We start from the raw sequence: 25,531 nt of genomic DNA on the forward strand, positions 1-25,531 counted from the left end.
TCAGGGGCGCGCTTTTAGCGCCGTCTCCGCAATCTATGCGGGTTGAACGACGCACTTACTTTCAACTCTTTCGCGCCATAAAGTGTAACAACGAGGCCAGAGATCAATTATGTTAGAACCCATCACGTCCGAGCACATCGTGTCTGAAAATAATTCGCTGACTACTCAATCCGTTAACGCGGAAACACCGGCTGTGGCCAAAATTAACCTGCTGGATTTGAACCGTCAGCAATTACGTGAATTCTTCGCCAAAATGGGCGAGAAACCCTTCCGTGCCGATCAGGTAATGAAGTGGATGTACCACTATTGCTGCGATGATTTTGAGCAGATGACCGACATTAACAAGGTCCTGCGCAATAAATTGCAAAGCGTTGCCGAGATCCGCGCACCTGAAGTGGCGGAAGAACAACGTTCAGCCGATGGCACCATTAAATGGGCGATCAAAGTTGGCGACCAGCAGGTCGAAACCGTGTATATCCCGGACGGCGACCGTGCGACCCTGTGTGTGTCTTCCCAGGTGGGTTGTGCACTGGAATGCAAATTCTGTTCGACTGCGCAGCAGGGCTTCAACCGTAACCTGCGTGTGTCCGAAATCATTGGCCAGGTGTGGCGTGCGGCGAAAATCATCGGTGCACTGAAAGTCACCGGCGAACGCCCGATCACCAACGTGGTGATGATGGGCATGGGCGAGCCATTGCTCAACCTGAACAACGTGGTTCCGGCGATGGAAATCATGCTGGACGACTTCGGTTTTGGCCTGTCCAAGCGCCGCGTGACCCTGTCTACTTCGGGTGTGGTGCCTGCGTTGGATAAATTGGGTGATATGATCGACGTTGCTTTGGCGATCTCCCTGCATGCGCCGAACGACAAGATCCGCGATGATATCGTGCCGATCAACCGCAAATACAATATCGAAACCTTCCTGGCTGCGGTCCGCCGTTATTTGGAAAAATCCAATGCAAATCAGGGGCGAGTGACGGTCGAGTATGTCATGTTGGATCATATCAACGACAGCACTGACGACGCTCACCAACTGGCGGAAGTCCTCAAAGATACGCCGTGCAAGATCAACCTGATCCCATGGAACCCGTTCCCTGGCGCACCTTATGGCCGCAGCTCCAACAGCCGCGTGGATCGTTTTTCCAAAGTGTTGATGGAATACGGCTTTACGACTATTGTTCGTAAAACCCGTGGTGATGATATTGATGCCGCCTGCGGGCAATTGGCGGGTGAAGTGATCGACCGCACCAAGCGTACCCTGAAAAAGAAAATGGCCGGGGAACCTATCAACGTGCGTGCGGTCTGAATCCTATAGCATGATTTTTTTGTTATCTTACAGTCTGTTATGCGAATGGACGCCAAGGTAACATTAGACAAGGAAATGAATGCAGGCATGAAGCTGACTCTGTGGGGTACGTTGCTGGCGGCTGGTTTACTGGCTGGCTGTTCCGGTTCAGCACCGGAAGAAAAAAACGCGCAGCCGGAAGCGGGCCAAACGCGTTTGCAACTGGGTTTGGAATATCTGAAGCAGGGCGATTTAAATGCCGCGCGACAGAATCTGGAGAAAGCGGCGGACGCTGCCCCACAGGATTACCGGACCCAATTGGGGATGGCGCTCTACGAGCAGCAGATTGGCGAGAATGTCGCAGCTGAACAACGCTATCAGCAGGCGCTCAAACTTGCGCCGGGCAATGGCACTGTGCTGAATAATTACGGTGCGTTTCTTTGCAGTTTAGGGCAGTATGTACCGGCACAACAGCAGTTTAGCGCTGCGGCAGTAGCACCGGATTACGGTCAGGTTGCCGACAGCCTGGAAAACGCAGGTTACTGTTTTCTCAAGGCCGGACAGAACGACGAAGCACGCATCTTGTTGACGCGTGCGCTGAAGGTCGATCCGGACAAAGGCACTCCACTGTTGGTGGAGGCAGAAAAGCAATTTGGAGAAGGGAAGCGCGCGCAGTCGCAACTTTTATTGGATAGTTATCAACATGTTTTGCCGGCTAGCGCCGACAGCTTATGGTTACAGATTCGTTTCGCCGCGTTAGCCGGGCGCCAAGATAGCGTGCAACGCTATGGCAAGCAGTTATCGCGAAGTTTTCCACAATCCAAACAGTACCAGCAGTTCTTAGCTAATGAATACTGAAGCCTCCCAAGATAAAACCGTATCAATGACGACAGGCGAACGTCTGCGTCAGGCCCGTGAACAACTCGGGTTGAGTCAACAGGCCGTTGCAGAACGCCTGTGCCTCAAAATGTCTACCGTGCGCGACATCGAAGAAGACAATCTTTCCGCAGATTTGGCTTCTACGTTTGTGCGCGGTTATATCCGTTCTTACGCCAAGCTGGTGCGTTTGCCAGAGGATGAACTGCTGCCGATGCTGGCCAAGCAGGCTCCGTTGAAGGTGGCAAAGGTTGCGCCAATGCAGAGCTTCTCATTGGGCAAGCGTCGCAAGAAACGCGACGGTTGGTTGATGAGCTTCACGTGGTTGATCGTGTTCGTGGTGGTTGGCCTGACCGGTGCCTGGTGGTGGCAAAACCACAAGGCCCAGCAGGAAGAGATCGTCACGATGGCTGATCAATCCTCTGCCCAGCTTTCACAAAACAGTGAAGGCCAATCAGTGCCGTTGACCGACAGCAATGCGGACAACAGTGCACCTTTGGCTGACAATGGTTCTACGCCGGTTGATACCGGCGTTGTTTCACAACCGTCACAGACTCCGGCCGTTACCGGCAGTGCAACTGCGCAGCAGCCTGCTGTCGTTTCACCAAGCCAGACGACGCTGCCTGAGACAACACCTGCAACACCAGCCTCACCGTTGCCGACCGCAGACGCGGGCGTGGCTGCAGCGGCTGTTGATCCTAACGCATTGGTGATGAACTTTACCGCCGATTGTTGGCTGCAGGTGACCGATGCTAGCGGTAAAACGCTGTACAGCGGCAGCCAGAAAAATGGCGGCAAGCTGAGCCTGGCAGGCACCGCGCCGTACAAATTGACCATCGGCGCACCGGCCGCAGTACAGATTCAATATCAAGGTAAGCCGGTTGATTTAAGCCGGTTTGTTAAGTCAAACCGTGTTGCTCGTCTGACCGTTGCCGCGCAGTAATTGCGCGGCCATTGTCGTTGAGTCAGGGCAACAATGGAGAGTAAGTAATGCATAACCAAGCGCCCATCAACCGTCGAAAATCAACGCGAATTTACGTCGGCAATGTGCCTATTGGTGATGGTGCGCCGATTGCCGTGCAATCGATGACTAACACCCGTACCACCGATGTTGAAGCAACGGTTAATCAGATCAAAGCGCTGGAGCGTGTGGGCGTTGATATTGTCCGCGTTTCAGTTCCCACCATGGATGCCGCTGAGGCGTTCAAGCTGATCAAGCAGCAGGTTAACGTGCCGCTGGTCGCTGATATCCACTTCGATTACCGCATTGCGCTGCAAGTTGCTGAATACGGCGTTGACTGCCTGCGCATCAACCCAGGCAATATCGGTAACGAGTCGCGTATCCGTTCAGTCGTGGACTGCGCACGCGATAAAAATATCCCGATCCGTATCGGGGTAAATGGTGGCTCGCTGGAAAAAGACATCCAGGAAAAGTACGGCGAACCTACGCCGGAAGCGCTGCTCGAATCTGCCATGCGTCACGTGGATATCCTCGATCGTCTCAACTTTGACCAGTTTAAAGTCAGCGTCAAGGCATCTGATGTGTTCCTGGCCGTGCAATCCTACCGCCTGTTGGCCGCACGCATCGATCAACCGCTGCATCTGGGCATCACCGAAGCGGGCGGTGCTCGCAGTGGTTCAGTGAAGTCGGCAATCGGTTTGGGGCTGCTGCTGTCAGAAGGCATTGGCGATACCCTGCGTATTTCATTAGCCGCCGATCCCGTAGAAGAAGTGAAGGTCGGTTTCGACATTCTGAAATCTCTGCGTATTCGCGCTCGCGGCATTAACTTCATCGCGTGCCCAACCTGTTCACGCCAGGAGTTTGACGTTATCGGCACGGTGAACGCGCTGGAACAGCGTCTGGAAGACATCATCACCCCGATGGACATTTCAATTATCGGTTGTGTGGTCAATGGCCCGGGCGAAGCGTTGGTTTCCACGCTGGGTGTGACCGGTGGCCATAAAAAGAGCGGCTTCTACGAAGACGGTGTGCGTCAGAGAGAACGCTTTGACAACGAACAGATGATTGACCAACTGGAAGCCAAAATCCGCGCCAAGGCGTCGATGATGGATGAAAGCAATCGCATCGCGGTCAACTTGCTGGAAAAATAAGCATTATATCGATACGGCGGGCTTTTTAGCCCGCTTGTTTATGAACCCGGGAGCAGAACGCTGTATTCGCGTTGAATACAGGGCGGCAAAGTCCCTATAATCGGGTTCATTTTTATAGACAACGGACAGAGAACTCACGTGGCAAAGAACATTCAAGCCATTCGCGGCATGAACGACTACCTGCCGGAAGAAACGGCATTATGGCAGCGTATTGAAGGCATCCTGAAACAGGTGCTTAGCGGCTACGGTTACAGCGAAATCCGCTTGCCGATTGTAGAGCAGACCCCGTTATTCAAACGCGCGATCGGCGAAGTGACCGACGTCGTAGAAAAAGAGATGTATACCTTCGACGATCGCAACGGCGAAAGCCTGACGCTGCGTCCAGAAGGGACTGCTGGCTGCGTACGCGCCGGCATTGAACATGGTCTGCTGTACAATCAGGAGCAGCGTCTGTGGTACGTCGGTCCGATGTTCCGCTACGAGCGCCCGCAAAAAGGCCGTTATCGCCAGTTCCATCAATTGGGTGCAGAAGTGTTTGGCCTGCAAGGCCCGGATATCGACGCCGAGCTGATTTTGCTCAGCGCCCGCTGGTGGAAAGCCCTGGGTATCTCCGAGCACGTCAAGCTGGAGCTGAACTCTATCGGTTCGCTGGAAGCGCGTGCGAACTACCGTGATGCTTTAGTGGCGTTCCTGGAACAGCATCAAGAGAAGCTGGACGACGATTGCAAACGCCGCATGTACAGCAACCCGCTGCGCGTTCTGGACTCGAAAAACCCGGAAGTGCAGGCGCTGTTGAACGACGCGCCACGTCTTTCCGAGTACCTGGATGAAGAATCCAAGGCTCACTTCGACGGCCTGTGTGAACTTTTAGCTCAGGCGGGTATCCCATATACCATCAATGAACGCCTGGTGCGGGGTCTGGACTATTACAACCGTACCGTATTTGAATGGGTGACCAACAGTTTGGGGGCTCAGGGTACGGTGTGTGCCGGTGGTCGTTATGACGGGCTGGTCGAACAACTGGGCGGGCGTGCAACGCCGGCTGTCGGTTTCGCGATGGGCCTGGAGCGTTTGGTGCTGCTGGTTCAGGCAGTTAACCCAGAGTTTAAAGCCGCGGCGACCATTGACGTGTACGTGATCTCCTCCGGTGCCGGTACCCAAAGTGCGGCGATGCAGTTGGCTGAACGTGTGCGTGATGAGGCGCCACAGCTAAAACTGATGACCAACTACGGTGGCGGCAACTTTAAGAAGCAGATCACCCGTGCAGACAAGTGGGGCGCGCGTATTGCTCTGATCCTGGGCGAGAACGAAGTCGCGGCCCAGCAGGTTGTCGTCAAAGACCTGCGCAGTGGTGAACAAGAAACGCTGGCGCAAAGCGAAGTCGCTGCGCGCCTGGCTTTGATGTTAGGTTAAGGAGAAGGACACCGTGGAAGTCTATACCACTGAAAACGAACAAGTCGACGCCGTGCGTCGGTTCTTTGCCGAAAATGGCAAAGCGCTGGCAGTGGGCGTGGTGCTCGGAATTGGTGCCCTGGTCGGCTGGCGTTACTGGCAGAGCCACGAAAATGCCAACATGATGGTTGCGTCCCAATCCTATCAGGAAGCCAGCGATCGTCTGGCTGACGGTAAGCCGCACGACGTGGCCGCTGCGCAGAAGTTTGCTCAGGCCAACAGCAACAGCTACGGCGTGCTGGCCTCGCTGGAGCTGGCGAAGCATTTTGTTGAGCAGAATGACTTTGCCAAAGCGGATCAACAACTGGTGCTGGCTCAAGGTCAGACCAAAGACGAAAACCTGCTTGCGATAATCAATCTGCGTCTGGCTCGTGTTCAGATGCAGGAGAAAAAGCTGGATGACGCGCTGAAAACGCTGGATGGCGTGAAAGGCGAAGGCTGGGCGGCGATGGCGCAAGATACGCGCGGCGACGTGCTGTTGGCTAAAGGTGACACCAAAGGTGCACGCGAGGCTTACAGTAAAGGCATTGAGTCTAACGCTTCTCAGGCGCTGCAGGTTCTGCTGCGCATGAAATTGAATAACTTGTCCAGCTAAGGGGAATTCCCATGCAATTGCGTAAAACACTCTTGGTCGGACTGGTTTCCGTTGCCTTGCTGAGTGGTTGCTCACTGTTTAACAGTGAAGAAGACGTGGTTACCATGTCGCCGCTGCCGAAAGTTGAAAATCAGTTCACGCCAAACAAAGCGTGGAGCACCTCGGTGGGTGATGGTATTGGTGAGTTTTATTCTCACCTGCGTCCCGCTTTCCAGGACAACACTATTTATGCCGCCGATCGCCATGGCATCGTGAAAGCGCTGGACGCGGACAGTGGTAATGAAAAGTGGAAGGTCGATCTCTCTGAGAAAACCGGTTTCTTGTCCAGCAACCTGCCGGCGCTGCTGTCAGGTGGCATGGCGGTAGCCGGCGACAAAGTCTATGTTGGCAGTGAGAAAGCCGTTGTTTACGCACTCAATACCGCAGACGGTAAAGTGGCGTGGCAGACCAAGGTTGCCGGTGAAGCGATTTCGCGTCCGGTGATCAGCGACGGTATGGTACTGATCCACACCTCGAACGGTTTGCTGCAGGCGCTGAACGAATCTGACGGTGCGGTGAAGTGGACAGTTAATCTGGATATGCCTTCGCTGTCACTGCGCGGTGAATCTGCACCGGCCGTTGCCTTTGGCGCAGCCATTGTTGGCGGTGATAACGGCCGCGTCAGCGCAGTGCTGATGCAGCAGGGCCAGTTGATCTGGCAGCAACGTATTTCTCAACCGAGCGGCGCGACTGAAATCGATCGTTTGAACGATGTCGACACGACGCCGGTGATTGTTGAAGGCGTTGTCTACGCATTAGGTTACAATGGCAACCTGACGGCGTTGGATCTGCGTTCCGGTCAGATCATGTGGAAGCGTGAACTGGGCTCCGTGAACGATTTCATCGTTGATGCCGGTCGCATCTACCTGGTGGATCAAAACGACCGCGTAGTGGCGTTGAGCACCGAAGGCGGCGTGACCGTGTGGACGCAGAGCGATTTGCTGCACCGCAACCTGACCCCGCCAGTCATGTATAATGGTTTCCTGGTGACGGGTGACTCTGAAGGTTACTTGCACTGGATCAACACCACGGACGGCCGTTTTGTTGCTCAGCAGGAAGTGGACAGCTCCGGCTTCCTGTCTGCACCGATGGTCGCTGGCGATAAGCTGGTCATCCAGGCGAAGGGCGGAAAAGTTTACGCTTTCACCCGATAACGCCGATCGTCGCAACCTTTTCAGTACCCAAAATTTCGGGGTGCAGTCAACGCCGCTGCGACACGAAAGATAAAGGGGAAAACGGCTCCTGAGGGTTCAGGGGCCGTTTCGTATTTTATAAGCTGCACTCTTGGTGTCTATCCATAGTGCAGTAACGCATTGATTATTAAGTAATGAGGCTTCACAATGATACCTGTCGTCGCGCTAGTTGGGCGCCCGAATGTGGGTAAATCCACCTTGTTTAACCGTTTAACACATACGCGCGATGCGCTGGTGGCGGATTTCCCCGGGCTAACGCGAGACCGCAAGTATGGTCGTGCAGAAGTTGAGGGTAATGAATTCATCATCGTCGATACCGGCGGTATTGACGGTACCGAAGACGGCGTTGAAACACGCATGGCCGGTCAGTCGCTGTTGGCGATCGAAGAAGCAGACATCGTGCTGTTCATGGTCGATGCCCGCGCCGGTCTGATGCCTGCCGATCTCGGCATTGCCCAGCACTTACGTAACCGCCAGAAGGCCACCTTCCTGGTCGCGAACAAAACCGACGGTATGGATCCTGACATGGCCACCGCCGATTTCTACTCGCTGGGCCTGGGTGACGTGCATGCGATCGCCGCTTCCCACGGCCGTGGTGTCGCGCAGTTGATCGAACACGTGCTGGTGCCGTTTGTTGGTGAAAAGCCGGAAGAAGTTGAGCTGACTGAAGAAGAGGCTAACGCCGCTTATTGGGCCGAGCAAGAAGGTGAAATACCTGCAGACGAAGAAGAGCCGGAAGACGACTTCAACCCACAAGATTTGCCGATCAAACTGGCTATCGTTGGCCGCCCTAACGTGGGTAAGTCTACACTGACTAACCGTATCCTCGGCGAGGAACGTGTTGTGGTGTACGACATGCCGGGCACCACTCGTGACAGCATTTATATCCCGATGGTACGCGACGAACGCGAGTACGTGTTGATCGACACCGCCGGGGTGCGCAAACGCGGTAAGGTAACGGAAACCGTAGAGAAATTCTCAGTCATCAAAACCCTGCAAGCGATCGAAGACGCTAACGTGGTATTGCTGGTGGTGGATGCACGCGAAGGCATCTCCGATCAGGATCTCTCGCTGCTTGGCTTTATCCTCAATAGTGGGCGCTCACTGGTGATTGCGGTCAACAAGTGGGACGGCATGAGCGAGGAAGATCGTGATCACGTGAAAGAGATGCTTGATCTGCGCCTGGGCTTTGTTGATTTCGCCCGTATTCACTTTATTTCTGCGCTGCACGGTAGCGGTGTTGGCAACCTGTTCGTATCGATACTGGAAGCCTACGAGTGTGCGACCCGTCGCGTGAACACCTCAATGCTGACCAAAATCATGCAGATGGCTGCCGACGATCACCAGCCACCGCTGGTGCGTGGCCGCCGCGTGAAGCTGAAATATGCGCACGCCGGTGGTTATAACCCACCGATTGTCGTGATCCACGGCAACCAGGTGACGGATCTGTCCGATTCGTACAAACGTTACCTGATGAACTACTTCCGTCGTTCTTTGAAGGTGATGGGTACGCCAATCCGCATCCAGTTCAAAGAGGGTGAGAACCCGTTTGCCGGCAAGCGTAACCTGCTGACGCCGAACCAGATGCGCAAGCGTAAACGCTTGATGAGCCACCTGAAGAAAAGCAAATAATCAGTATGAGGGGCGCGGTAGTGATACCGCGCCCCTTTTTTATTGGTCTGAAATCGTTTTATTATCCGTAGATTATCGCCATCAGCTGAAGGAACGCCATGTCCTGGGAAACCTGGAGTTTTGCATTCAACGTCACCGTACCGAATCTCTTAATGATGTTGTTGGGCATACTGTTACGCCATTGGCGTTTGATGGACGATCGCTTTATCGACGGTGCTACCAGGTTGGTGTTCAATTTGGCGTTGCCCTGCCTGCCGTTCTTTAGTATCGCCACCAACCACCCGCAATTGTTGGGCAACCTGCCGCTGGTGATCTTTGGCGCGGTTGGGACCTTGGCCACTTTCTTGTTACTGGAGATGGCGGCGGTGTGGTTGGTTAAGGAGCCGCGAGAACGGGGTGTGTTCGTGCAAGGTGGCTTCCGCGCCAATACTGCCATTGTTGGATTGGCATACGCCATGACGGCCTATGGCAGCGAAGGGATCGCGCTGGGCTCGCTATACCTGACGGTGACGGTGATCCTGTTCAACGTACTGTCTGTGATTACGCTGACGCGCAGCTTACAAGGCGGGCAGGGGAAGCGCATCAGCCGCTTATCGCTGTTGCGCAGCATAGTGACTAACCCGTTAATCATCGGTTTGGTGTGCGGTCTGGTGTATGCGCAGACGGGCTTGGGTATTCCGCAAGTGATCAAGCAGACCGGCAGTTATATCTCTGCACTGTCGCTGCCGCTGGCGTTGCTGTGTACCGGTGCCAGTCTTGATCTGCGCGCCATGTTCCGTTCTTCCAATGTGGCGGCGCTGTCTTCATCGGCCAAGCTGTTCGTGGTGCCGATGCTGATGACCCTCGGCGGTTGGTTGTGCGGTTTTCACGGCGCGGCGTTGGGGATTATTTTCCTTTTCTCGGCCACGCCAACCGCCTCCGGCAGTTATGTGATGACGCGCGCTATGGGCGGCAACGCGACCCTGGCAGCAAACATTATCGCCATCACCACGGTGGGTTCGTTTTTCACCACCGCGCTGGGAATATACTTCTTACGCTCATGGGGCGTGATCTAACGCCTGCACACCAGGCTATTTTAATGGCCACTCTGGGATTGCGGTAGCGCTCGCGACGGGCTGCCCGCACTCAAATTGGCTGCGACAATGACGCCTATTGATTAGGCTTCGGGAGTTTTTATGGAAGCGCACTGTCCGCAATGCGATCAAACGATGGAGTGGGTGAAGGGTCACTACCATTGCGCCGCCTGTAACAGCGACTATCAGCAGTTGGCCACTTGCCCGGATTGTGGGCAGCCGTTGCAAGAGCTGAAGGCCTGCGGTGCGGTGGACTACCTGTGCCAGAACGGCCACGGGCTGATATCCAAAAAGCGGGTGTTATTCAGTTATCAGCCGTTGTAAGCATTCACTCATCCACTTGTCCGGTCTTCCACAGATCGACCAGCGCCTGTGGGGCGTTGGTTTCAGGAATCAACAACACGATTTCGCTGCTCAGCGTTTGGCTGTAATAGTTTATCTGCACGCGAAAATAGCGTTGGTCACCGCAGCCGGGCGAATCCGGTTTGCCTTCTTCTTGCGCGTAGGGCAGCGTCTGGTTCAACAACTGGTTTAGGCGCTGCCGTTGTTCCGGCGTAATGTCGGCCAGCGCAATGCGCCGCTGGCCTGCCAGTTTGGGAATAAAGGCAAAGCCGCCTTCACGCGCCAGCTCAATGACGGTGTCCTGATTGAGCGCCGGTAAAGGTTTCACTCTTCCACTCCTACCTGGTGCCAAGCCTGCTGTACCTTGTCCGCAACCGTGCTGTCGAAGCGCTGTTTAGCCTGTTTCACCGTGGTACGCGCAAAGGTGGCGAAGTCAGCGTCCTGCGGCAGTGCCTTATCGCAAAGCGTGTCATACCAGATATAACCGGCTTTCTCCCAGGCAAAACCCCCCAGGGCGGTTGCCGCCAGATAAAAAGCACGATTGGGAATGCCGGAATTAAGATGGACGCCGCCGTTATCTTCTTTGGTCTGGATATAGTCTTTCATGCTGGCCGGCTGCGGATCTTTCCCCAGCAGTGGATCGTCATACGCGGTGCCAGGTGCTGACATTGAACGCAGGCCTTTACCGTTGATGCCTTTTGCCAACAGCCCCTCGCCAATCAGCCAGTCGGCTTTGTCAGCAGTTTGCTGCAGATGGAACTGTTTGACTAGGGAGCCGAACACGTCAGACAGAGACTCATTCAGCGCGCCGGCCTGCTGGAAGTAAATCAACCCGGCTTCGCTTTCAGTCACACCGTGCGCCAGTTCGTGGCCAACCACGTCGATGGCGATGGTAAAGCGGTTAAAGATCTCCCCGTCACCGTCGCCGAAGACCATCTGCTGGCCGTTCCAAAAGGCGTTCTGGTATTCCTTACCGTAATGCACACTACCGGTCAGCGGCAGTCCCTTATTGTCCAACGAGTTGCGCTTGAATGCTTGCCAGAAGAAATCGTAGGTGACACCCAGATAGTCATAGGCTTCGTCCACCGCTACGTCATGATTACTGGCCTGGCCCTCATTACGCACCTGTTTGCCGGGCAGTTGAGTGCCGTTTTCGGCATCAAAAATATCGCGGATGACGACGCCGGCGCGGGAGGTTTTCGCACCGGGTGCGCGCAGCGGCTTGTTACCGAGCAGGCTCTGGACATGGTTCAGGGTGTGCAATGCGCAGTCGCGCTGCGGCAGGCTGCCGTGTTCAATGATGCGTCGCAACATATAGGGGGGGATGACCGATCGCGCTGTCAGGCTTGGCATAGTGGCTCTCCTTAGGCAAAAGAATTCCCGGTTGTCTTTCTAGCGACTGCGTTTACATCTGTTCCCGACAGATTTGTCGCCCCAGTTACTGTTGGGGGCGAATAAATTCGCCCTGATGAGTGTGGGCGTAGCATACAGCGCCCCAACATTAAAATATGAAGATAAGCGAGCTGATCGCCGGGCTGTCGCGTGAAAGCTATAGGGTATCTATAAAGATTCTGCCACTAAGTGTAGTTCAGACATCGTAAAGGCGGTGATCGTGAGTGCTCACCGCCGGGCTGGTTTTATGGGCACTGATGCGTTTGACCGACGCGCGTACCGCCAGCTTGCCGTGCAGCAGCAGGTTGCACGGTGGCGCATCGGCCCGCAGCATACGGCGCTGGAGTAGCTGAATGGCCTCATAGCCCAGTTCGTCGCGTGGCACATGTACCGAGGTGAGGGGAACGTCGTGAATCTCTGCCAGATTAAAACCATCGGTGCTCATTACCGAAATATCGCCTGGCACGCTCAACTGCAATGTGTTGAGTGCCTTGACTGCGCCAACGGCCATGTAATCGCCACCGGCGAGAATGGCCGTGGGTAGCTGCGAACGGTCGCTGACCCGGTTGATAAAGGTGGTAAGCGCTTGTTCAGCCTCTTCGCTGCCAAAACCAGAGGTTGTCACCAGATGGCGCCCATCATCAAAGGCGATATTATGCCGCGCGAAGGCGTGCTTAATGCCTGTCAGCCGCAGCTCCATGGTGTGTCGGCGCAGGCATTGCAGGTTAAGAATATGGCTGTGTCCCTGCTGGATCAGATAGTTGGCAGAAAATTCCCCAATCAGTTGATGGTCGGGTGAGACGCTATCGAGCCGCATTTGGCGGTCTGTGCAGTTAATCAAGACGCAGGGTTTGTTCAGGTCGGCGGCCAATTGATGAATGTGTTCATCATCGATGCCGATAATCAGCGCGGCTTGTGTCTGCGGATCGCTCATTTTTTCCAAAAACAGTGCGCCGTCGCTGTGCAATTCTTCGAGCCCGCAATAGCGGATACGCACCTCATGTTCCGCCAATGCGGCGGTGATCCCCTGGATCACCTTGTAGTAAAAGATGTCTGTACGAACGTCAAAAGCACGCTGTGGGGCAAAGACCATGACGCTGTTCAGCATCAGTCGCCCGCTGGAAATCCCTTGCAGGATGCCATTTTGTTGCGCGCAGGCCAGCACCTTCTGGCGGGCCTCGGCGCTGGTGTTGGATTTGCCCGCGAGTACGCGTGAAACGGTGCTGATCGATAGCCCCGTTTGGTGGGCGATTTCCTGTATTTTCAGCTTTCCGTTCATTCTGTGATCTCCTTCAAATTTGGCTGTGAAAATATTTTCACAGTGTTTTTTCAGCGTACTGTCAGGTTTCTCTCGCCATTATGGCGATCTTTCAGCCTATGCATGAAAATTTTTGCAAAAAACTACGTTTCGCTCTCGTTCTCTGCTAGATAGTCTGAATTGGTATGCCAACTTTATAGATTTATCAGTCCAATTACCCGACTGAATTATAAATAAAATGAAAATAAATCATGTGGTTGTGATCATGGTGCACCCGTCTCTCTGAAGTGCAACGCCGTTTTCACCGATCCATACCTTCAATACCAAAACGTACCCTACCAAAAAACGCGCTGTTTCACCGGGCAGCCGTTGTGGAGAGCAGACAGATGAGTATGGAAATTAATCAGACGGCCGTGGCGAGCGGTCGGCGCAAATTTAAATCTCTGCGCTGGTGGATGCTGGCGCTATTTTTACTGGGTGTAACGGTTAACTACATCACCCGCAACTCGCTGGGTATTCTGGCACCAGAGTTGAAAACCAGCCTGAATATGACCACCGAGCAATACTCCTGGGTCGTTGCGTCTTTCCAATTGGCCTATACGGTGTTTCAACCCATTTGTGGTTGGTTGATCGACGTGATCGGCCTGAAAATGGGATTTTTAATCTGCGCCAGTATCTGGGCAGTGGTCTGCATGATGCATGCCGGGGCGGGTACCTGGGTGCAGTTGGCTATCTTGCGGTTCTTTATGGGCGGCGCGGAGGCGGCGGCGACACCTGCTAACGCCAAAGCGATTTCTGATTGGTTCCCCAAAAAGGAACGGCCAATTGCCGCCGGTTGGGCGGGGGTCGGTTTTTCTATTGGTGCCATGTTGGCACCGCCGATCATCGTGATCGCTCACGTTTCTTTTGGTTGGCAGGGGGCCTTTCTGTTCTCTGGCGCGTTGGCGCTGATCTGGGTGGTGTTGTGGTGGCTGTTCTACCACTCACCGCAACAGCATCCCAATTTGAGCCAGCAGGAGCTGGATCTGATCCGCGAAGATAACGAGCCCGTGTTACCCAGATTACCCTTCTTCAAGTCTCTGGCCATTTTGTGCCGTAACAAGAAGTTTTACGGTATCGCTATACCAGCCTTTCTCGCCGAACCCGCTTGGGCGGTGTTCAGTTTTTGGGTGCCGCTCTACCTGGCCACTGAACGCGGCATGGACTTAAAACACATCGCCATGTTTGCCTGGTTGCCATTTCTGGCGGCGGATATCGGCAGCGTTGCCAGTGGTTATCTCACGACGCTGTACCGCAAATGGTTCGGCTGTAGCCGGGTCAACTCGGTGGTTGCCAGCTCGGTCACTGGCGCATTTATGATGGTTTCGCTGGCGTTTGTCGCGATCACTAAAGATCCCTACGTGGCGATCGCCCTGATCTCGATCGGCGGTTTCGGCCATCAGGTGATCTCCTGCATGCTCAGTGCGCTGGTGGTGGAGTCGTTCGATAAAAACCAGATGGCGACCGTCAACGGCATGCGCGGCTCCAGCGCCTGGATCGCCAGCTTCCTGTTCACGCTACTGATTGGCGCCGTCTCCGATACTGTCGGCTTCAATCCGCTGTTTATCGCCATGGGCTTCTTCGACCTGATAGGCGCCCTGTTCCTGATTGCTTTGATCGCCGAACGCGGCGGCAAAAAAACACGTAATAGCTAAGTTGGATGCCTATGAAAACCTTAAAGAATTGGACGTTGGCGGGTCAGTACACCGATCGCATTGAGTTGTTGGTCGACGAGCGCCACTTATTTTGCCTGTACGTGCTGGAAAACAACCTGTTTCGCGTGTTGATCAAACGCAACGGAGAGCTGGCACTGGATCGTACCTGGAGCATTGCGCCGGAAAATGATGTGCCGTGGGAAGGGCGCGATCGGTTAAGCGTGGCGGGTTTCGGCTTGCCGGGTTATCAGATGCAGCAGCAAGGCGATCGTTTGGTCGTGGCAACGCCAATGTTACGCGTTACCGTACATCAGCCGCTGTGGCTGGAGTGGGAACATTGCAACGCCGCCGGAGAATGGCGGCCATTGGCGGCCGATCGCCCCACCAGCGCTTACCTGCTTAATCCACAGGGTGACGGCGTAGCTCATTATCAGCGCCGCTATGCCCGCGAGCGTTACTATGGCTTGGGTGAAAAGGCCGGAGATCTGGAGCGCAGTGGACGCCGTTTTGAAATGCGCAACCTGGACGCGATGGGGTATAACGCAGCCAGTACGGATCCGCTGTACAAGCATATTCCGTTCACCATCACCCGTGGTGAAGAGGCCAGCTTTGGGTTGTTTTACGACAATCTGAGCAGCTGCTGGCTGGATCTGGGCAACGAGATAGACAACTACCATCTGGCTTATCGTCGTTACCAGGCCGAAGCGGGGGATCTGGATTATTACCTGTTCCTCGGGCCAAGGGTGTTGGATGTGACTAAGGCATTTGTGCGCCTGACGGGGAAAAGCCACTTCGGGCCGAAATGGAGTCTGGGCTACAGTGGTTCCACCATGCACTATACCGATGCGCCGGACGCCCAGCAGCAGTTGCAGCAGTTTATCGCCTTGTGCAAGCAGCACGATATTCCCTGCGACTCGTTCCAACTGTCTTCGGGCTACACCTCGATCGGCAACAAGCGCTATGTGTTCAACTGGAACTACGACAAGGTGCCGCAGCCGAAGCTACTGAGCCAGGCGTTCCACGACGCCGGGTTAAAACTGGCAGCTAACATCAAACCGTGCCTGTTGCAGGATCACCCGCAGTATCAGCAGGTGGCAGAGCTGGGGTTGTTTATCCGCGATTCAGAAAGCGATCGGCCGGAGCGCTCCAGCTTTTGGGATGATGAGGGGTCACACCTCGACTTCACTAACCCGGCGGCGGTGCACTGGTGGCAGCAGGGCGTGACGCAGCAGTTGCTGGAGATGGGGATCGATGCCACCTGGAATGACAATAACGAATACGAAGTGTGGGACGGGGAAGCACGTTGCCAGGGTTTCGGCCGACCGATTGCCATCAAGCATATTCGGCCGGTGATGCCGTTGCTGATGATGCGCGCCTCGATGGAGGCTCAGCAGCGCTTTGCCCCCACGCTGCGCCCCTACCTGATCTCACGCTCCGGCTGTGCAGGCATGCAGCGCTATGTACAGACCTGGAGCGGCGACAACCGCACCAGTTGGCAGACCTTGCGTTATAACATACGCATGGGATTGGGGATGAGCCTGTCCGGGCTGTATAACCTGGGGCACGACGTTGGCGGTTTCTCTGGCGACAAGCCGGACGCCGAACTCTTGGTGCGTTGGGTACAAAACGGCGTGATGCATCCGCGTTTCACCATTCACTCCTGGAACGACGACGCCACGGTTAACGAACCCTGGATGTACCCGGCTGCCACCCCGGCGGTGCGCGAGGCGATCAACCTGCGTTACCGATTGATGCCGTATTTCTACACGCTGCTGTGGCAGGCCAGCGCGGATGACGAACCGATGCTGCGCCCGACCTTCCTGGACCATGAGCATGATGAACAGACGCTGAAAGAAACCGATGACTTTATGATTGGCCGCGATCTGCTGGTGGCTAGCGTCGTGGAGCAGGGGCAGCGTCAGCGACCGGTTTATCTGCCGGATAACGGCGATGGCTGGTATTGCTTTTACAGCGGCCAATGGTTCACTGGCGGCCAGACGGTGGTGTTGGAAGCCCCGCTGGAACGTTTGCCGTTGCTGGTCCGTGCTGGAGCGGCATTGCCGCTGTCATCCCGGTTGGCGCATGTTGACGTGGAGGCAGACGATCGACGTGAGCTTAAACTGTATCCACTAAAAGGCTGTGGCAGCACTTCAGGGCTGTTATTTGAAGATGACGGGGAAAGTTATGGCTGGCAGCGGGGCGACGCGCTGTGGCTGCGCTGGGAGATGCTCAGTGACAATCAACGCATCATGCTGAACATCACCACCGAAGGGCGGTTCAAACCGGCATGGCGCACTTTGACCTTCAGTTTGCCTGCCGGAGAAACGCGCGCGCTGTGGATCAACGGTGTACCGGGCGACAGTTTTACGTTGGAATAGGGCGGTTATTGGGCTGCGCGCTTCTTGCGCGGCTTCTTGGCGACGATGACGGTTTTCACCTCACTTTCCACCCAGCCATCCTGCAGACGGGTTTTCAGCAATTCCCCCACCTGCGCCTGCTTGGTGGTTTTCAGTAGTTCGCCGCGCGGGGTTTGCGTTACGCTGTAGCCACGCGCCAGCGTGGCCAGCGGGCTGACCGCCTCAAGCTGGCTGCAGGCCACGCCAAAGCGCTGGCGCCAGGCGTTGAGCTGGCGATCCAGGGCCTGTTGCAAACGGTACTCCTGCTGTTGTACGCGCTGCTGGTAGCGGTGAATGCGTGCCTGCGGTTGCATTTGCGCCAGGCGCTGTTGCGCGCGTTCGCTGCGGCGTGAGGACAGACGCAGTTGGTTCTGCATACCCTCTTCTAACCGGCGTTGCAGTTTGAACAACAACGTTTGCTGACGCGCCAGACGCAGGTGCGGATGCTGTTGCTGCAAACGGTGGTTGATGCGGGTGAACTGCTGCTGGCGCTGCGCCAGATAGTAATCCATCGCCATTTCCATACGCTGCTGCTGGGCCTGCAATTGGCGCAGCAGCTCCAACTGATTGCGGCTGACCAGTTCGGCGGCGGCAGAAGGGGTTGGCGCACGCAGGTCAGCGACAAAATCGGCAATGGTGACGTCGGTTTCATGGCCGACGGCGCTGACGATCGGAATACGGCTGGCGAAAATCGCGCGTGCCACACGTTCGTCGTTGAAACTCCACAGATCTTCCAGCGAACCGCCACCACGGCCGACGATCAACACGTCACATTCGTCGCGGCGGTTGGCCGTTTCGATGGCGCGCACTATCTGCAAGGGCGCTTCTGCACCCTGCACTGACGTCGGGTAAATAACGATGGGCAGTGAAGGATCTCGACGTTGCAGTACCTGCAGCACATCGTGCAGCGCCGCACCGCTGGCGGAGGTGATCACCCCGACGCGTTTGGCCGGGCTGGGCAGAGGCTGTTTGAACTGCTGATCGAATAACCCTTCAGCGCTCAGGCGTGCTTTCAACTGTTCGAACTGTTGTTGCAGCAGGCCGTCGCCGGCAGGCTGCATGCTTTCGGCAATAAGCTGATAGTCGCCCCGCGGTTCATACAGCGTGATGCTGGCACGAACCAGAACCTGCTGGCCATTTTGCGGACGGAAAGTGGTGCGGCGGTTGCTGTTGCGGAACATGGCACAACGCACCTGCGCGCGGTCGTCTTTCAGCGTGAAATACCAGTGGCCGGAAGACGGCTGGGAGAAGTTGGAGATCTCGGCGGAGAGCCAAATCTGGCCCATTTCCATTTCCAGCAGCTGTCGAACCGTCTGATTTAGGCGGCTTACGGTAAAAATAGACGGCGAAACAGGTAGCGACATGTGACCCAGATCAAATTTCAAAACAAGCACTTAATTGGTCGATACTACATGGCTGAAAAAGGTAATCAAGAGTTTTTGTGAGAAAGTGCTGGAGGCAACCGATTACGCTCTGTATAATGCCGCGGCAATATTTTATCTTTTTCACAGCCCACTCTGGTGAGATATTGCCCATGCTACGTATCGCAAAAGAAGCACTAACGTTCGACGACGTTCTCCTGGTTCCAGCTCACTCTACGGTTCTGCCTAATACCGCTGAGCTCGGCACCCAATTGACCAAAACTATCCGCCTGAACATCCCTATGCTGTCCGCAGCCATGGATACCGTAACCGAGTCCGGTCTGGCCATTGCGCTGGCACAGGAAGGCGGTCTGGGCTTCATTCACAAGAACATGTCCATCGAGCGTCAGGCTGAAGAAGTCCGCCGCGTGAAAAAACATGAGAGCGGCGTGGTTACCGATCCACAGTCCGTAACGCCTGCCACCACCCTGAAAGAAGTGAAAGAGCTGACCGCGCGTAACGGCTTTGCCGGTTACCCGGTCGTGACCGAAGAAAACGAACTGGTTGGTATCATTACCGGCCGTGACGTTCGCTTTGTGACCGATCTGAACCAGCCTGTTACCGCCGTGATGACGCCAAAAGAGCGCTTGGTTACGGTGAAAGAAGGCGAAGCGCGTGAAGTTGTACTGCAGAAAATGCACGAAAAGCGCGTTGAGAAAGCGTTGGTCGTGGATGACCAGTTCCACCTGCTGGGCATGATCACCGTAAAAGACTTCCAAAAAGCAGAACGTAAGCCAAACGCCTGTAAAGACGAGCATGGCCGCCTGCGCGTAGGTGCCGCAGTTGGCGCCGGTGCCGGTAACGAAGAGCGTGTTGATGCGCTGGTTGCTGCCGGTGTTGACGTCCTGCTGATTGACTCCTCCCATGGCCATTCCGAAGGCGTATTGCAGCGCATTCGCGAAACCCGTGCAAAATACCCTGATCTGCAGATCGTTGGCGGTAACGTCGCGACCGCTTCCGGCGCTAAAGCGCTGGCGGATGCCGGTGTTAGCGCAGTTAAAGTGGGTATCGGCCCGGGCTCTATCTGTACCACCCGTATCGTAACCGGCGTAGGCGTTCCGCAGATCACCGCTATCGCTGACGCGGTTGAAGCGCTGGAAGGCACCGGTATCCCGGTTATCGCCGACGGCGGTATCCGTTTCTCCGGTGACATTGCTAAAGCCATCGCGGCGGGTGCTTCTTGCGTTATGGTCGGCTCCATGCTGGCGGGTACCGAAGAATCTCCAGGCGAAATCGAGCTGTATCAAGGCCGTTCGTTCAAATCCTACCGTGGGATGGGTTCACTGGGGGCGATGTCCAAAGGCTCTTCTGACCGTTACTTCCAGACCGATAACGCGGCGGACAAACTGGTGCCGGAAGGTATCGAAGGCCGCGTGGCATACAAAGGCATGTTGAAAGCCATTGTTCACCAGCAAATGGGCGGTCTGCGCTCTTGCATGGGCCTGACCGGCTGCGCCACCATCGACGATCTGCGCACCAAGGCTGAATTTGTGCGCATCAGCGGTGCCGGCATTCAGGAAAGCCACGTGCATGACGTGACCATCACCAAAGAGTCACCGAACTACCGCATGGGTTAATTTCAGGGGCTGCGGCCGGCGTATTTGTTTGCCGTCCGCTGCTCGCATTGCTCATTGACTTTATGTCAACTGTGCATGCGGTGCTGCGGGCGACAATCAACCGTTTGGCCTCGCCGACTGAAACCGTCCTAACGATTTAGATTTTCCTTTTTCTCTGTTGCTGGAATTCGCCTCACATGACAAAAAATATCCATAAGCATCGCATCCTGATTCTGGACTTTGGTTCGCAATACACTCAACTGGTCGCACGCCGCGTGCGCGAAATCGGCGTTTACTGCGAACTATGGGCCTGGGACGTTAGCGAAGAGCAAATCCGCGAATTCAATCCAAGCGGCATCATCCTGTCCGGCGGACCGGAAAGCACCACCGAAGCCAACAGCCCACGCGCACCAGAATACGTGTTCACCGCAGGCGTGCCTGTGCTGGGCGTATGCTACGGCATGCAGACCATGGCAATGCAGTTGGGTGGCCAGGTAGAAGGTTCCAACGAGCGCGAGTTCGGCTATGCGCAGGTGGAAATCACCACCGACAGCGCGCTGGTTCGCGATATCGAAGACGCGCTGAGCCCAGCAGGCAAACCGCTGCTGGACGTGTGGATGAGCCACGGCGACAAAGTGACCGCTATCCCGTCTGACTTCGTGACCGTTGCCAGCACCGATACCTGCCCGTTTGCCATTATGGCCAACGAAGAAAAACGCTTCTACGGCGTGCAGTTCCACCCGGAAGTGACTCATACCCGTCAGGGCCAGCGCATGCTGGAGCGTTTCGTTCTGGATATCTGTCAGTGTGAAGCGTTGTGGACCCCGGCAACCATCATTGAAGATGCGGTTGAACGCATTCGCGAGCAGGTGGGTGAAGATCACGTGATCCTCGGCCTGTCAGGCGGCGTTGACTCTTCCGTGACGGCGATGTTGTTGCACCGTGCCATTGGCAAGCGCCTGACCTGTGTGTTCGTCGACAACGGCTTGCTGCGTCTGAATGAAGCAGACCAGGTGCTGGAAATGTTTGGTGACCACTTCGGCCTGAACATTGTTCACGTGGCGGCAGAAGATCGCTTCCTGAGTGCACTGGCTGGCGTTGATGAGCCAGAAGCCAAGCGCAAGATCATTGGTCGCGTATTCGTTGAGCTGTTTGACGAAGAAGCCTGCAAGCAAGCTGACGTGAAATGGCTGGCGCAGGGCACCATCTACCCTGACGTGATTGAATCTGCCGCGTCTGCTACCGGCAAAGCGCACGTGATCAAGTCACACCACAACGTGGGTGGCCTGCCTAAAGAGATGAAGCTGGGCCTGGTCGAGCCGCTCAAAGAGCTGTTCAAAGACGAAGTGCGCAAGATTGGTCTGGAACTGGGCCTGCCGTACGACATGCTGTACCGTCACCCGTTCCCAGGCCCAGGTCTGGGCGTGCGCGTGCTGGGCGAAGTGAAGAAAGAGTACTGCGACCTGCTGCGCCGTGCTGACGCTATCTTCATTGAGGAACTGCACAAAGCTGACCTGTACAACAAAGTCAGCCAGGCATTCACCGTGTTCCTGCCGGTACGTTCGGTTGGCGTGATGGGCGATGGCCGTAAATACGACTGGGTTGTTTCACTGCGTGCAGTAGAAACCATCGACTTTATGACCGCGCATTGGGCGCACCTGCCGTACGATTTCCTCGGCCGTGTATCCAACCGCATCATCAACGAAGTGAACGGTATTTCCCGCGTCGTTTACGACATCAGCGGTAAGCCACCGGCGACCATTGAGTGGGAATAATTCGGTCGCTGGCTTAGGCTGGCGCTGAATAATAAAAAATACACTTAAGCCCGCGTAACTGCGGGCTTTTTTTCATCTGGCATTTTTTGGCAATCTTTTACATCACCAATAATCCCTTTTTATGGCTGGTGGATTGTATTTCCTGAACCTGATGTCATGCGCTTAGCTTGATAACCTGATCGATTTTGAATAGTCGTCCGCAATGACCGCATCATAAGGCCTCCGTATTAAACTCCTCTCTTTCAATTTTTTAAAGGGCAGGTCGTTATCCAATAAACCCAGTTCATAAATATATTTGTCGGCATACCCGCTGACTAACACCTTCCAGTTAAATTTTATACTGGGGGACACTGACGCGGCGTGATGTAAAATATTGGTGGTACAGTTATTATTAAAGGTATTGTAAAATTCAGGTTTCAGGCTCAGTTTCTCGATGCGCCCTAAATAGTTTATAAAAAGAGCCTGTGCCGTTTCTGCAGGGATCTTGACAGAATAAAGATAAACCCGCTCTTTTCTCACGTCCGTTCTGACACCAATCAAATCTCTTTCGTCTGCAAGAACATAAGTGAGCGTGTAGTGCTTGAAAAAACCTCGCCATGTGGAATAGATTTGATTGATTCTGCGCCGTGTTTCGATAGATATAGCCAAATGTCGACCATCTTTAAAACCAAAACTGAGAAAAAGATGGGCAATACTATCGCCGGACCAATAAGACGAAATAACATCAACTGACGTCAGTTCATCTATAGTGAATTCATCATCATACCATGACGGCAGATAGTCATCTTTTGTCCCGTTGTATCTGAAATTTCTGATGTTGCGCAGAAATACCTTACCGCCGCTACGCCACTCAACCTGAGGTAATTTTGCATACTCGAGAATGCAATCGAGCTCATTGCTTGGTGTTGCTGATGTCAATCCGGGTAAAATTGGCATAAGTGTTATTCACCTTTGTTATTTAAGAGCTCGGGGCGGTCGTCGATGGGCATACTCTTTCCATGAATTTTTTCCTCACGCCATTGTTTACGTAAAGCAAACATTTTTCTCACCACGCGTTTTATGGTGGCTATCCAACCCGCACGACGAGGGTCTGCCAGCATGCTTAATGCACGTGCATAATCCAATGTGAGTCCTGGCGTCCAGGCCATTGTTTTGGCCCGCTTGCGAATTTGTACTGCCACCCACAATTCGGGAGTGGTGAGGACTTTACTAAGGACCCACCAATGCCCTCGCTTGCCCCAGATCCTACCTATCACGCCTTCAAGTGCGGCCTCAAGCCCCCGTGAAACGCTGCTTGAGCAGTTTCGATGTGTGAGGTTATAAGTCGCATCTCGCTGATAAGCATCCCAGAATATTTGCAAACTCTGAGCATCGTAGTTTCTGATCCTCACTTTTATGGTTGAGTGGCACCATTTATTCGCTTCAGTGGCATAGTCAGGTTGAAAAACGCCGGGCACATCATTGTCGGTGGTCGCGCGCAGCAACCGGCTAAATTGATCCGGTGAACGGTCAAGATCTTCGGCGGGATACAGGCTGATATACACGCCTTCTGGTGATTCCAGTGCCGCGTGACCGGTTGAAATTACGCCATTTCTGTCAACAGCAGCAATATAGCGGTCAATAACAGGATGAGGAACGACGGTACTCTTTGATGTTCCTGCAGGCGTCCAAACATGGACCGTGAGAGCCGGTTCACCATCTGCTGGTGGGCCATCCCACCATTCAACCAGTTGCGGATGGGTATCTACGCTACTCGCTTTGTCTGCTGCGGCGTCATCTCGGAAAGCAGGATTTGCTCGCATCTTTTTGACTCGCATCGCCAGTAATATGATATTCCAGCCACCAAAGATCAGCCCTAATCCCAAACAATAAGAGATGGCACCGACATAATGTGAGGGATAAGGTTGATAGAAGAAAATGGCGATAAGGACTTCGATGATACCGCCCGTTACGACCAGCTTCCATTTTCTAAAACGGATCACAGAAGCCGTGGTTATCTGTAATAATCCATCGGCCAAAAACAAGGTGCCAAAAATCATCGATAAAATAAAATGACCATGATCATTATATTGTCCGATGAGCACTAATGTTGCAGCCAAAGAAAATGCACCGCCTTTTACATAGCGTAAAGTACGCTGACCGCCGATCCCGGTGTGCGCGACCCCTAAGGTTGCCAGCCCTTCAATTAGCAACATTAAGGCAAATGGCTGTAAAGGAAAAAAGATGACATTATCCAAAGCGTCAATGAAAATGCATAGTCCGGCGATTACTCCCAGGCAGCCAGAAATCAACAATCCTTTCCAGCGAGCACGTAAATAGTCAACGCCAAGTAAAATCATTACCAACTGAACCATAGTTTTCCCCGTCTAAACCATGTGTTATTTTTCAACGCGCAAGCCCATCTGAACATGGTTCGAACAGATATTTATGCGAGTGTTAAAAATAAAATCGTATTTCTTAATTGCTATTTTTCTTCTCTAAAAATCACATTGTTACTATCCGGTACATACTCAGTATTGATACGTTTGGATAAATTTTCCACACCGCACCTCATCGAATCCGAAGCGATGTTCCATGCGGTGAGGTGCCCTTAAAACAGAGCCTGCTTATTATTATGAAAGCCAGGTAAGGCTCGGTTGCCCGCATGCCATGGCTTCATCGAAAAGGGTTTGAATTATGGTGTGACAGGGCATTGCTTTCTTGAGCATTTTCACGCTATTGATAATTGAGTGGGGATAATGTGGTTGCTGGCTTGCACTGGCTCCAAATAAAAAACACATCCACGCTAATGCATAGATATTTTGTGGTATGAATTTGTGTAAGTTCACAGCGCATGTAAACCACAGTACTTTATATCTCTGTACCAGTGACGAGCTCGACGGAGGTTCCATGACGGTATTGCCAATACAAATATCATTACCTGGCGAGCTACACGCGTTTTTAAGGCCGCTGCGATCGGATGATGCGCACGCGTGGTCAGCCTATTTGAGTGAGCCTGGTGTCACTGAACATACGAGCTGGGGCGATGTCGGCCCGACCAGCCTGGATACGCTCATTTCGGACTATACCGAAGGCAAGGATGCCCTTCGTTGGGCCATCGTGGATGCGAATGACAGTTTGCTCGGTACTGTGGGTTTGAACAACATCACCCGAGAACATGGTCGCGCTGAAATTGCCTACGATCTTGACCCTCGCCACTGTGGCCGGGGTTTAGCAACGGCGGCGGCGCGTGCCGTTATTGATTGGGCACACATGGCATTGGGCCTTCAGCGTGTGCAGGCTACCGTGCTTGATAGCAACCTATTATCGATCGCCGTCCTGGAGCGAGTGGGGATGCAACGCGAGGGGTTAATGAGACAGTACCGTCGCGTGCGTGGGCAGGGCCGAGATTATTGGATGTACGCGGCTATTCACCGCGGGGAAAATTGAGGCGGCTGGCC

At 54.3% G+C, this 25,531-nt stretch carries 21 protein-coding genes; 15 read left to right on the forward strand and 6 right to left on the reverse strand.

Features of this window, described 5'->3' with window-relative positions; all coding sequences use genetic code 11:
* Positions 1 to 109 precede the first annotated feature (109 nt).
* The 10 genes from rlmN (at position 110) to AC2FCQ_RS11930 (ending at position 10,581) form a co-directional block, all read left to right on the forward strand.
* A complete protein-coding gene (gene rlmN, locus AC2FCQ_RS11885) occupies positions 110 to 1,306 on the forward strand; it encodes a dual-specificity RNA methyltransferase RlmN (protein WP_209638348.1) in 1,197 nt (398 codons plus the stop codon).
* An 87-nt stretch (positions 1,307 to 1,393) separates the two neighbouring features.
* Positions 1,394 to 2,143, forward strand: a complete 750-nt coding sequence (gene pilW, locus AC2FCQ_RS11890) for a type IV pilus biogenesis/stability protein PilW (protein WP_209638346.1) — start codon at positions 1,394 to 1,396, stop codon at positions 2,141 to 2,143.
* Positions 2,133 to 3,104: a cytoskeleton protein RodZ gene (gene rodZ / locus AC2FCQ_RS11895; protein ID WP_490308273.1), complete on the forward strand. Its 972-nt coding sequence runs from the start codon at positions 2,133 to 2,135 to the stop codon at positions 3,102 to 3,104. Before pilW ends, rodZ begins: the two co-directional genes overlap by 11 nt.
* Positions 3,105 to 3,151: 47 nt before the next feature.
* Complete coding sequence (gene ispG, locus AC2FCQ_RS11900; RefSeq protein ID WP_209638342.1) at positions 3,152 to 4,273, forward strand: flavodoxin-dependent (E)-4-hydroxy-3-methylbut-2-enyl-diphosphate synthase; 1,122 nt, start codon at positions 3,152 to 3,154, stop codon at positions 4,271 to 4,273.
* Between the two features lie 138 nt (positions 4,274 to 4,411).
* Positions 4,412 to 5,686 (forward strand): histidine--tRNA ligase, encoded by a 1,275-nt coding sequence (gene hisS / locus AC2FCQ_RS11905; RefSeq protein ID WP_209638340.1) that lies wholly within the window; start codon positions 4,412 to 4,414, stop codon positions 5,684 to 5,686.
* Between the two features lie 13 nt (positions 5,687 to 5,699).
* The gene (locus AC2FCQ_RS11910; protein ID WP_490308272.1) at positions 5,700 to 6,320 is read left to right on the forward strand and encodes a YfgM family protein; all 621 of its coding nucleotides are present in this window, start codon (positions 5,700 to 5,702) and stop codon (positions 6,318 to 6,320) included.
* Positions 6,321 to 6,331: 11 nt separating this feature from the next.
* The gene (gene bamB, locus AC2FCQ_RS11915; protein ID WP_209638338.1) at positions 6,332 to 7,513 is read left to right on the forward strand and encodes an outer membrane protein assembly factor BamB; all 1,182 of its coding nucleotides are present in this window, start codon (positions 6,332 to 6,334) and stop codon (positions 7,511 to 7,513) included.
* A gap of 186 nt (positions 7,514 to 7,699) precedes the next feature.
* Complete coding sequence (gene der, locus AC2FCQ_RS11920; RefSeq protein ID WP_209638336.1) at positions 7,700 to 9,184, forward strand: ribosome biogenesis GTPase Der; 1,485 nt, start codon at positions 7,700 to 7,702, stop codon at positions 9,182 to 9,184.
* Positions 9,185 to 9,282: 98 nt separating this feature from the next.
* Complete coding sequence (locus AC2FCQ_RS11925) at positions 9,283 to 10,239, forward strand: AEC family transporter (RefSeq protein WP_490308270.1); 957 nt, start codon at positions 9,283 to 9,285, stop codon at positions 10,237 to 10,239.
* 120 nt (positions 10,240 to 10,359) lie between these two features.
* Positions 10,360 to 10,581: a zinc ribbon domain-containing protein gene (locus AC2FCQ_RS11930; RefSeq protein ID WP_265556691.1), complete on the forward strand. Its 222-nt coding sequence runs from the start codon at positions 10,360 to 10,362 to the stop codon at positions 10,579 to 10,581.
* A 4-nt stretch (positions 10,582 to 10,585) separates the two neighbouring features.
* Here the strand turns inward: AC2FCQ_RS11930 and AC2FCQ_RS11935 are convergent, their stop codons facing one another.
* The 3 genes from AC2FCQ_RS11935 to AC2FCQ_RS11945 all read right to left on the reverse strand — a co-directional run bounded on the left by AC2FCQ_RS11935 (position 10,586) and on the right by AC2FCQ_RS11945 (position 13,270).
* The gene (locus AC2FCQ_RS11935) at positions 10,586 to 10,927 is read right to left on the reverse strand and encodes a protealysin inhibitor emfourin (protein WP_209638330.1); all 342 of its coding nucleotides are present in this window, start codon (positions 10,925 to 10,927) and stop codon (positions 10,586 to 10,588) included.
* Positions 10,924 to 11,952, reverse strand: coding sequence for a M4 family metallopeptidase (locus AC2FCQ_RS11940; protein ID WP_209638328.1), 1,029 nt, complete (start codon positions 11,950 to 11,952; stop codon positions 10,924 to 10,926). The genes AC2FCQ_RS11935 and AC2FCQ_RS11940 overlap by 4 nt, the downstream gene beginning before the upstream one ends.
* 235 nt (positions 11,953 to 12,187) lie before the next feature.
* A complete protein-coding gene (locus tag AC2FCQ_RS11945) occupies positions 12,188 to 13,270 on the reverse strand; it encodes a LacI family DNA-binding transcriptional regulator (protein ID WP_209638327.1) in 1,083 nt (360 codons plus the stop codon).
* Between the two features lie 365 nt (positions 13,271 to 13,635).
* Here AC2FCQ_RS11945 and AC2FCQ_RS11950 point away from each other — a divergent pair, with 365 nt between their 5' ends.
* Positions 13,636 to 14,943, forward strand: coding sequence for an MFS transporter (locus AC2FCQ_RS11950; RefSeq protein WP_490308269.1), 1,308 nt, complete (start codon positions 13,636 to 13,638; stop codon positions 14,941 to 14,943).
* A gap of 11 nt (positions 14,944 to 14,954) precedes the next feature.
* Positions 14,955 to 17,321: a glycoside hydrolase family 31 protein gene (locus tag AC2FCQ_RS11955; protein ID WP_490308268.1), complete on the forward strand. Its 2,367-nt coding sequence runs from the start codon at positions 14,955 to 14,957 to the stop codon at positions 17,319 to 17,321.
* A gap of 5 nt (positions 17,322 to 17,326) precedes the next feature.
* Here the strand turns inward: AC2FCQ_RS11955 and xseA are convergent, their stop codons facing one another.
* The gene (gene xseA, locus AC2FCQ_RS11960) at positions 17,327 to 18,703 is read right to left on the reverse strand and encodes an exodeoxyribonuclease VII large subunit (RefSeq protein ID WP_490308267.1); all 1,377 of its coding nucleotides are present in this window, start codon (positions 18,701 to 18,703) and stop codon (positions 17,327 to 17,329) included.
* A 170-nt stretch (positions 18,704 to 18,873) separates the two neighbouring features.
* Here xseA and guaB point away from each other — a divergent pair, with 170 nt between their 5' ends.
* Together guaB and guaA are read left to right on the forward strand one after the other, a co-directional pair.
* Complete coding sequence (gene guaB, locus AC2FCQ_RS11965; protein WP_209638321.1) at positions 18,874 to 20,337, forward strand: IMP dehydrogenase; 1,464 nt, start codon at positions 18,874 to 18,876, stop codon at positions 20,335 to 20,337.
* Between the two features lie 176 nt (positions 20,338 to 20,513).
* The gene (gene guaA / locus AC2FCQ_RS11970) at positions 20,514 to 22,091 is read left to right on the forward strand and encodes a glutamine-hydrolyzing GMP synthase (protein ID WP_209638318.1); all 1,578 of its coding nucleotides are present in this window, start codon (positions 20,514 to 20,516) and stop codon (positions 22,089 to 22,091) included.
* 162 nt (positions 22,092 to 22,253) lie between these two features.
* Here the strand turns inward: guaA and AC2FCQ_RS11975 are convergent, their stop codons facing one another.
* Both AC2FCQ_RS11975 and AC2FCQ_RS11980 read right to left on the reverse strand, forming a co-directional pair.
* Positions 22,254 to 23,027 carry an Lnb N-terminal periplasmic domain-containing protein gene (locus tag AC2FCQ_RS11975; RefSeq protein ID WP_265556687.1) on the reverse strand — a complete coding sequence of 258 codons (774 nt, stop codon included), beginning with the start codon at positions 23,025 to 23,027 and terminating at the stop codon, positions 22,254 to 22,256.
* 5 nt (positions 23,028 to 23,032) lie between these two features.
* Entirely contained in the window at positions 23,033 to 24,445 is a 1,413-nt protein-coding gene (locus AC2FCQ_RS11980; RefSeq protein ID WP_265556686.1) for an HdeD family acid-resistance protein, read from the reverse strand.
* Between the two features lie 535 nt (positions 24,446 to 24,980).
* Between AC2FCQ_RS11980 and AC2FCQ_RS11985 the strand changes: the two genes are divergently transcribed.
* Entirely contained in the window at positions 24,981 to 25,520 is a 540-nt protein-coding gene (locus AC2FCQ_RS11985) for a GNAT family N-acetyltransferase (protein WP_209638311.1), read from the forward strand.
* Positions 25,521 to 25,531: the final 11 nt, after the last annotated feature.

The organism is Serratia sp. CoH_134_PS_4 (assembly GCF_058190535.1).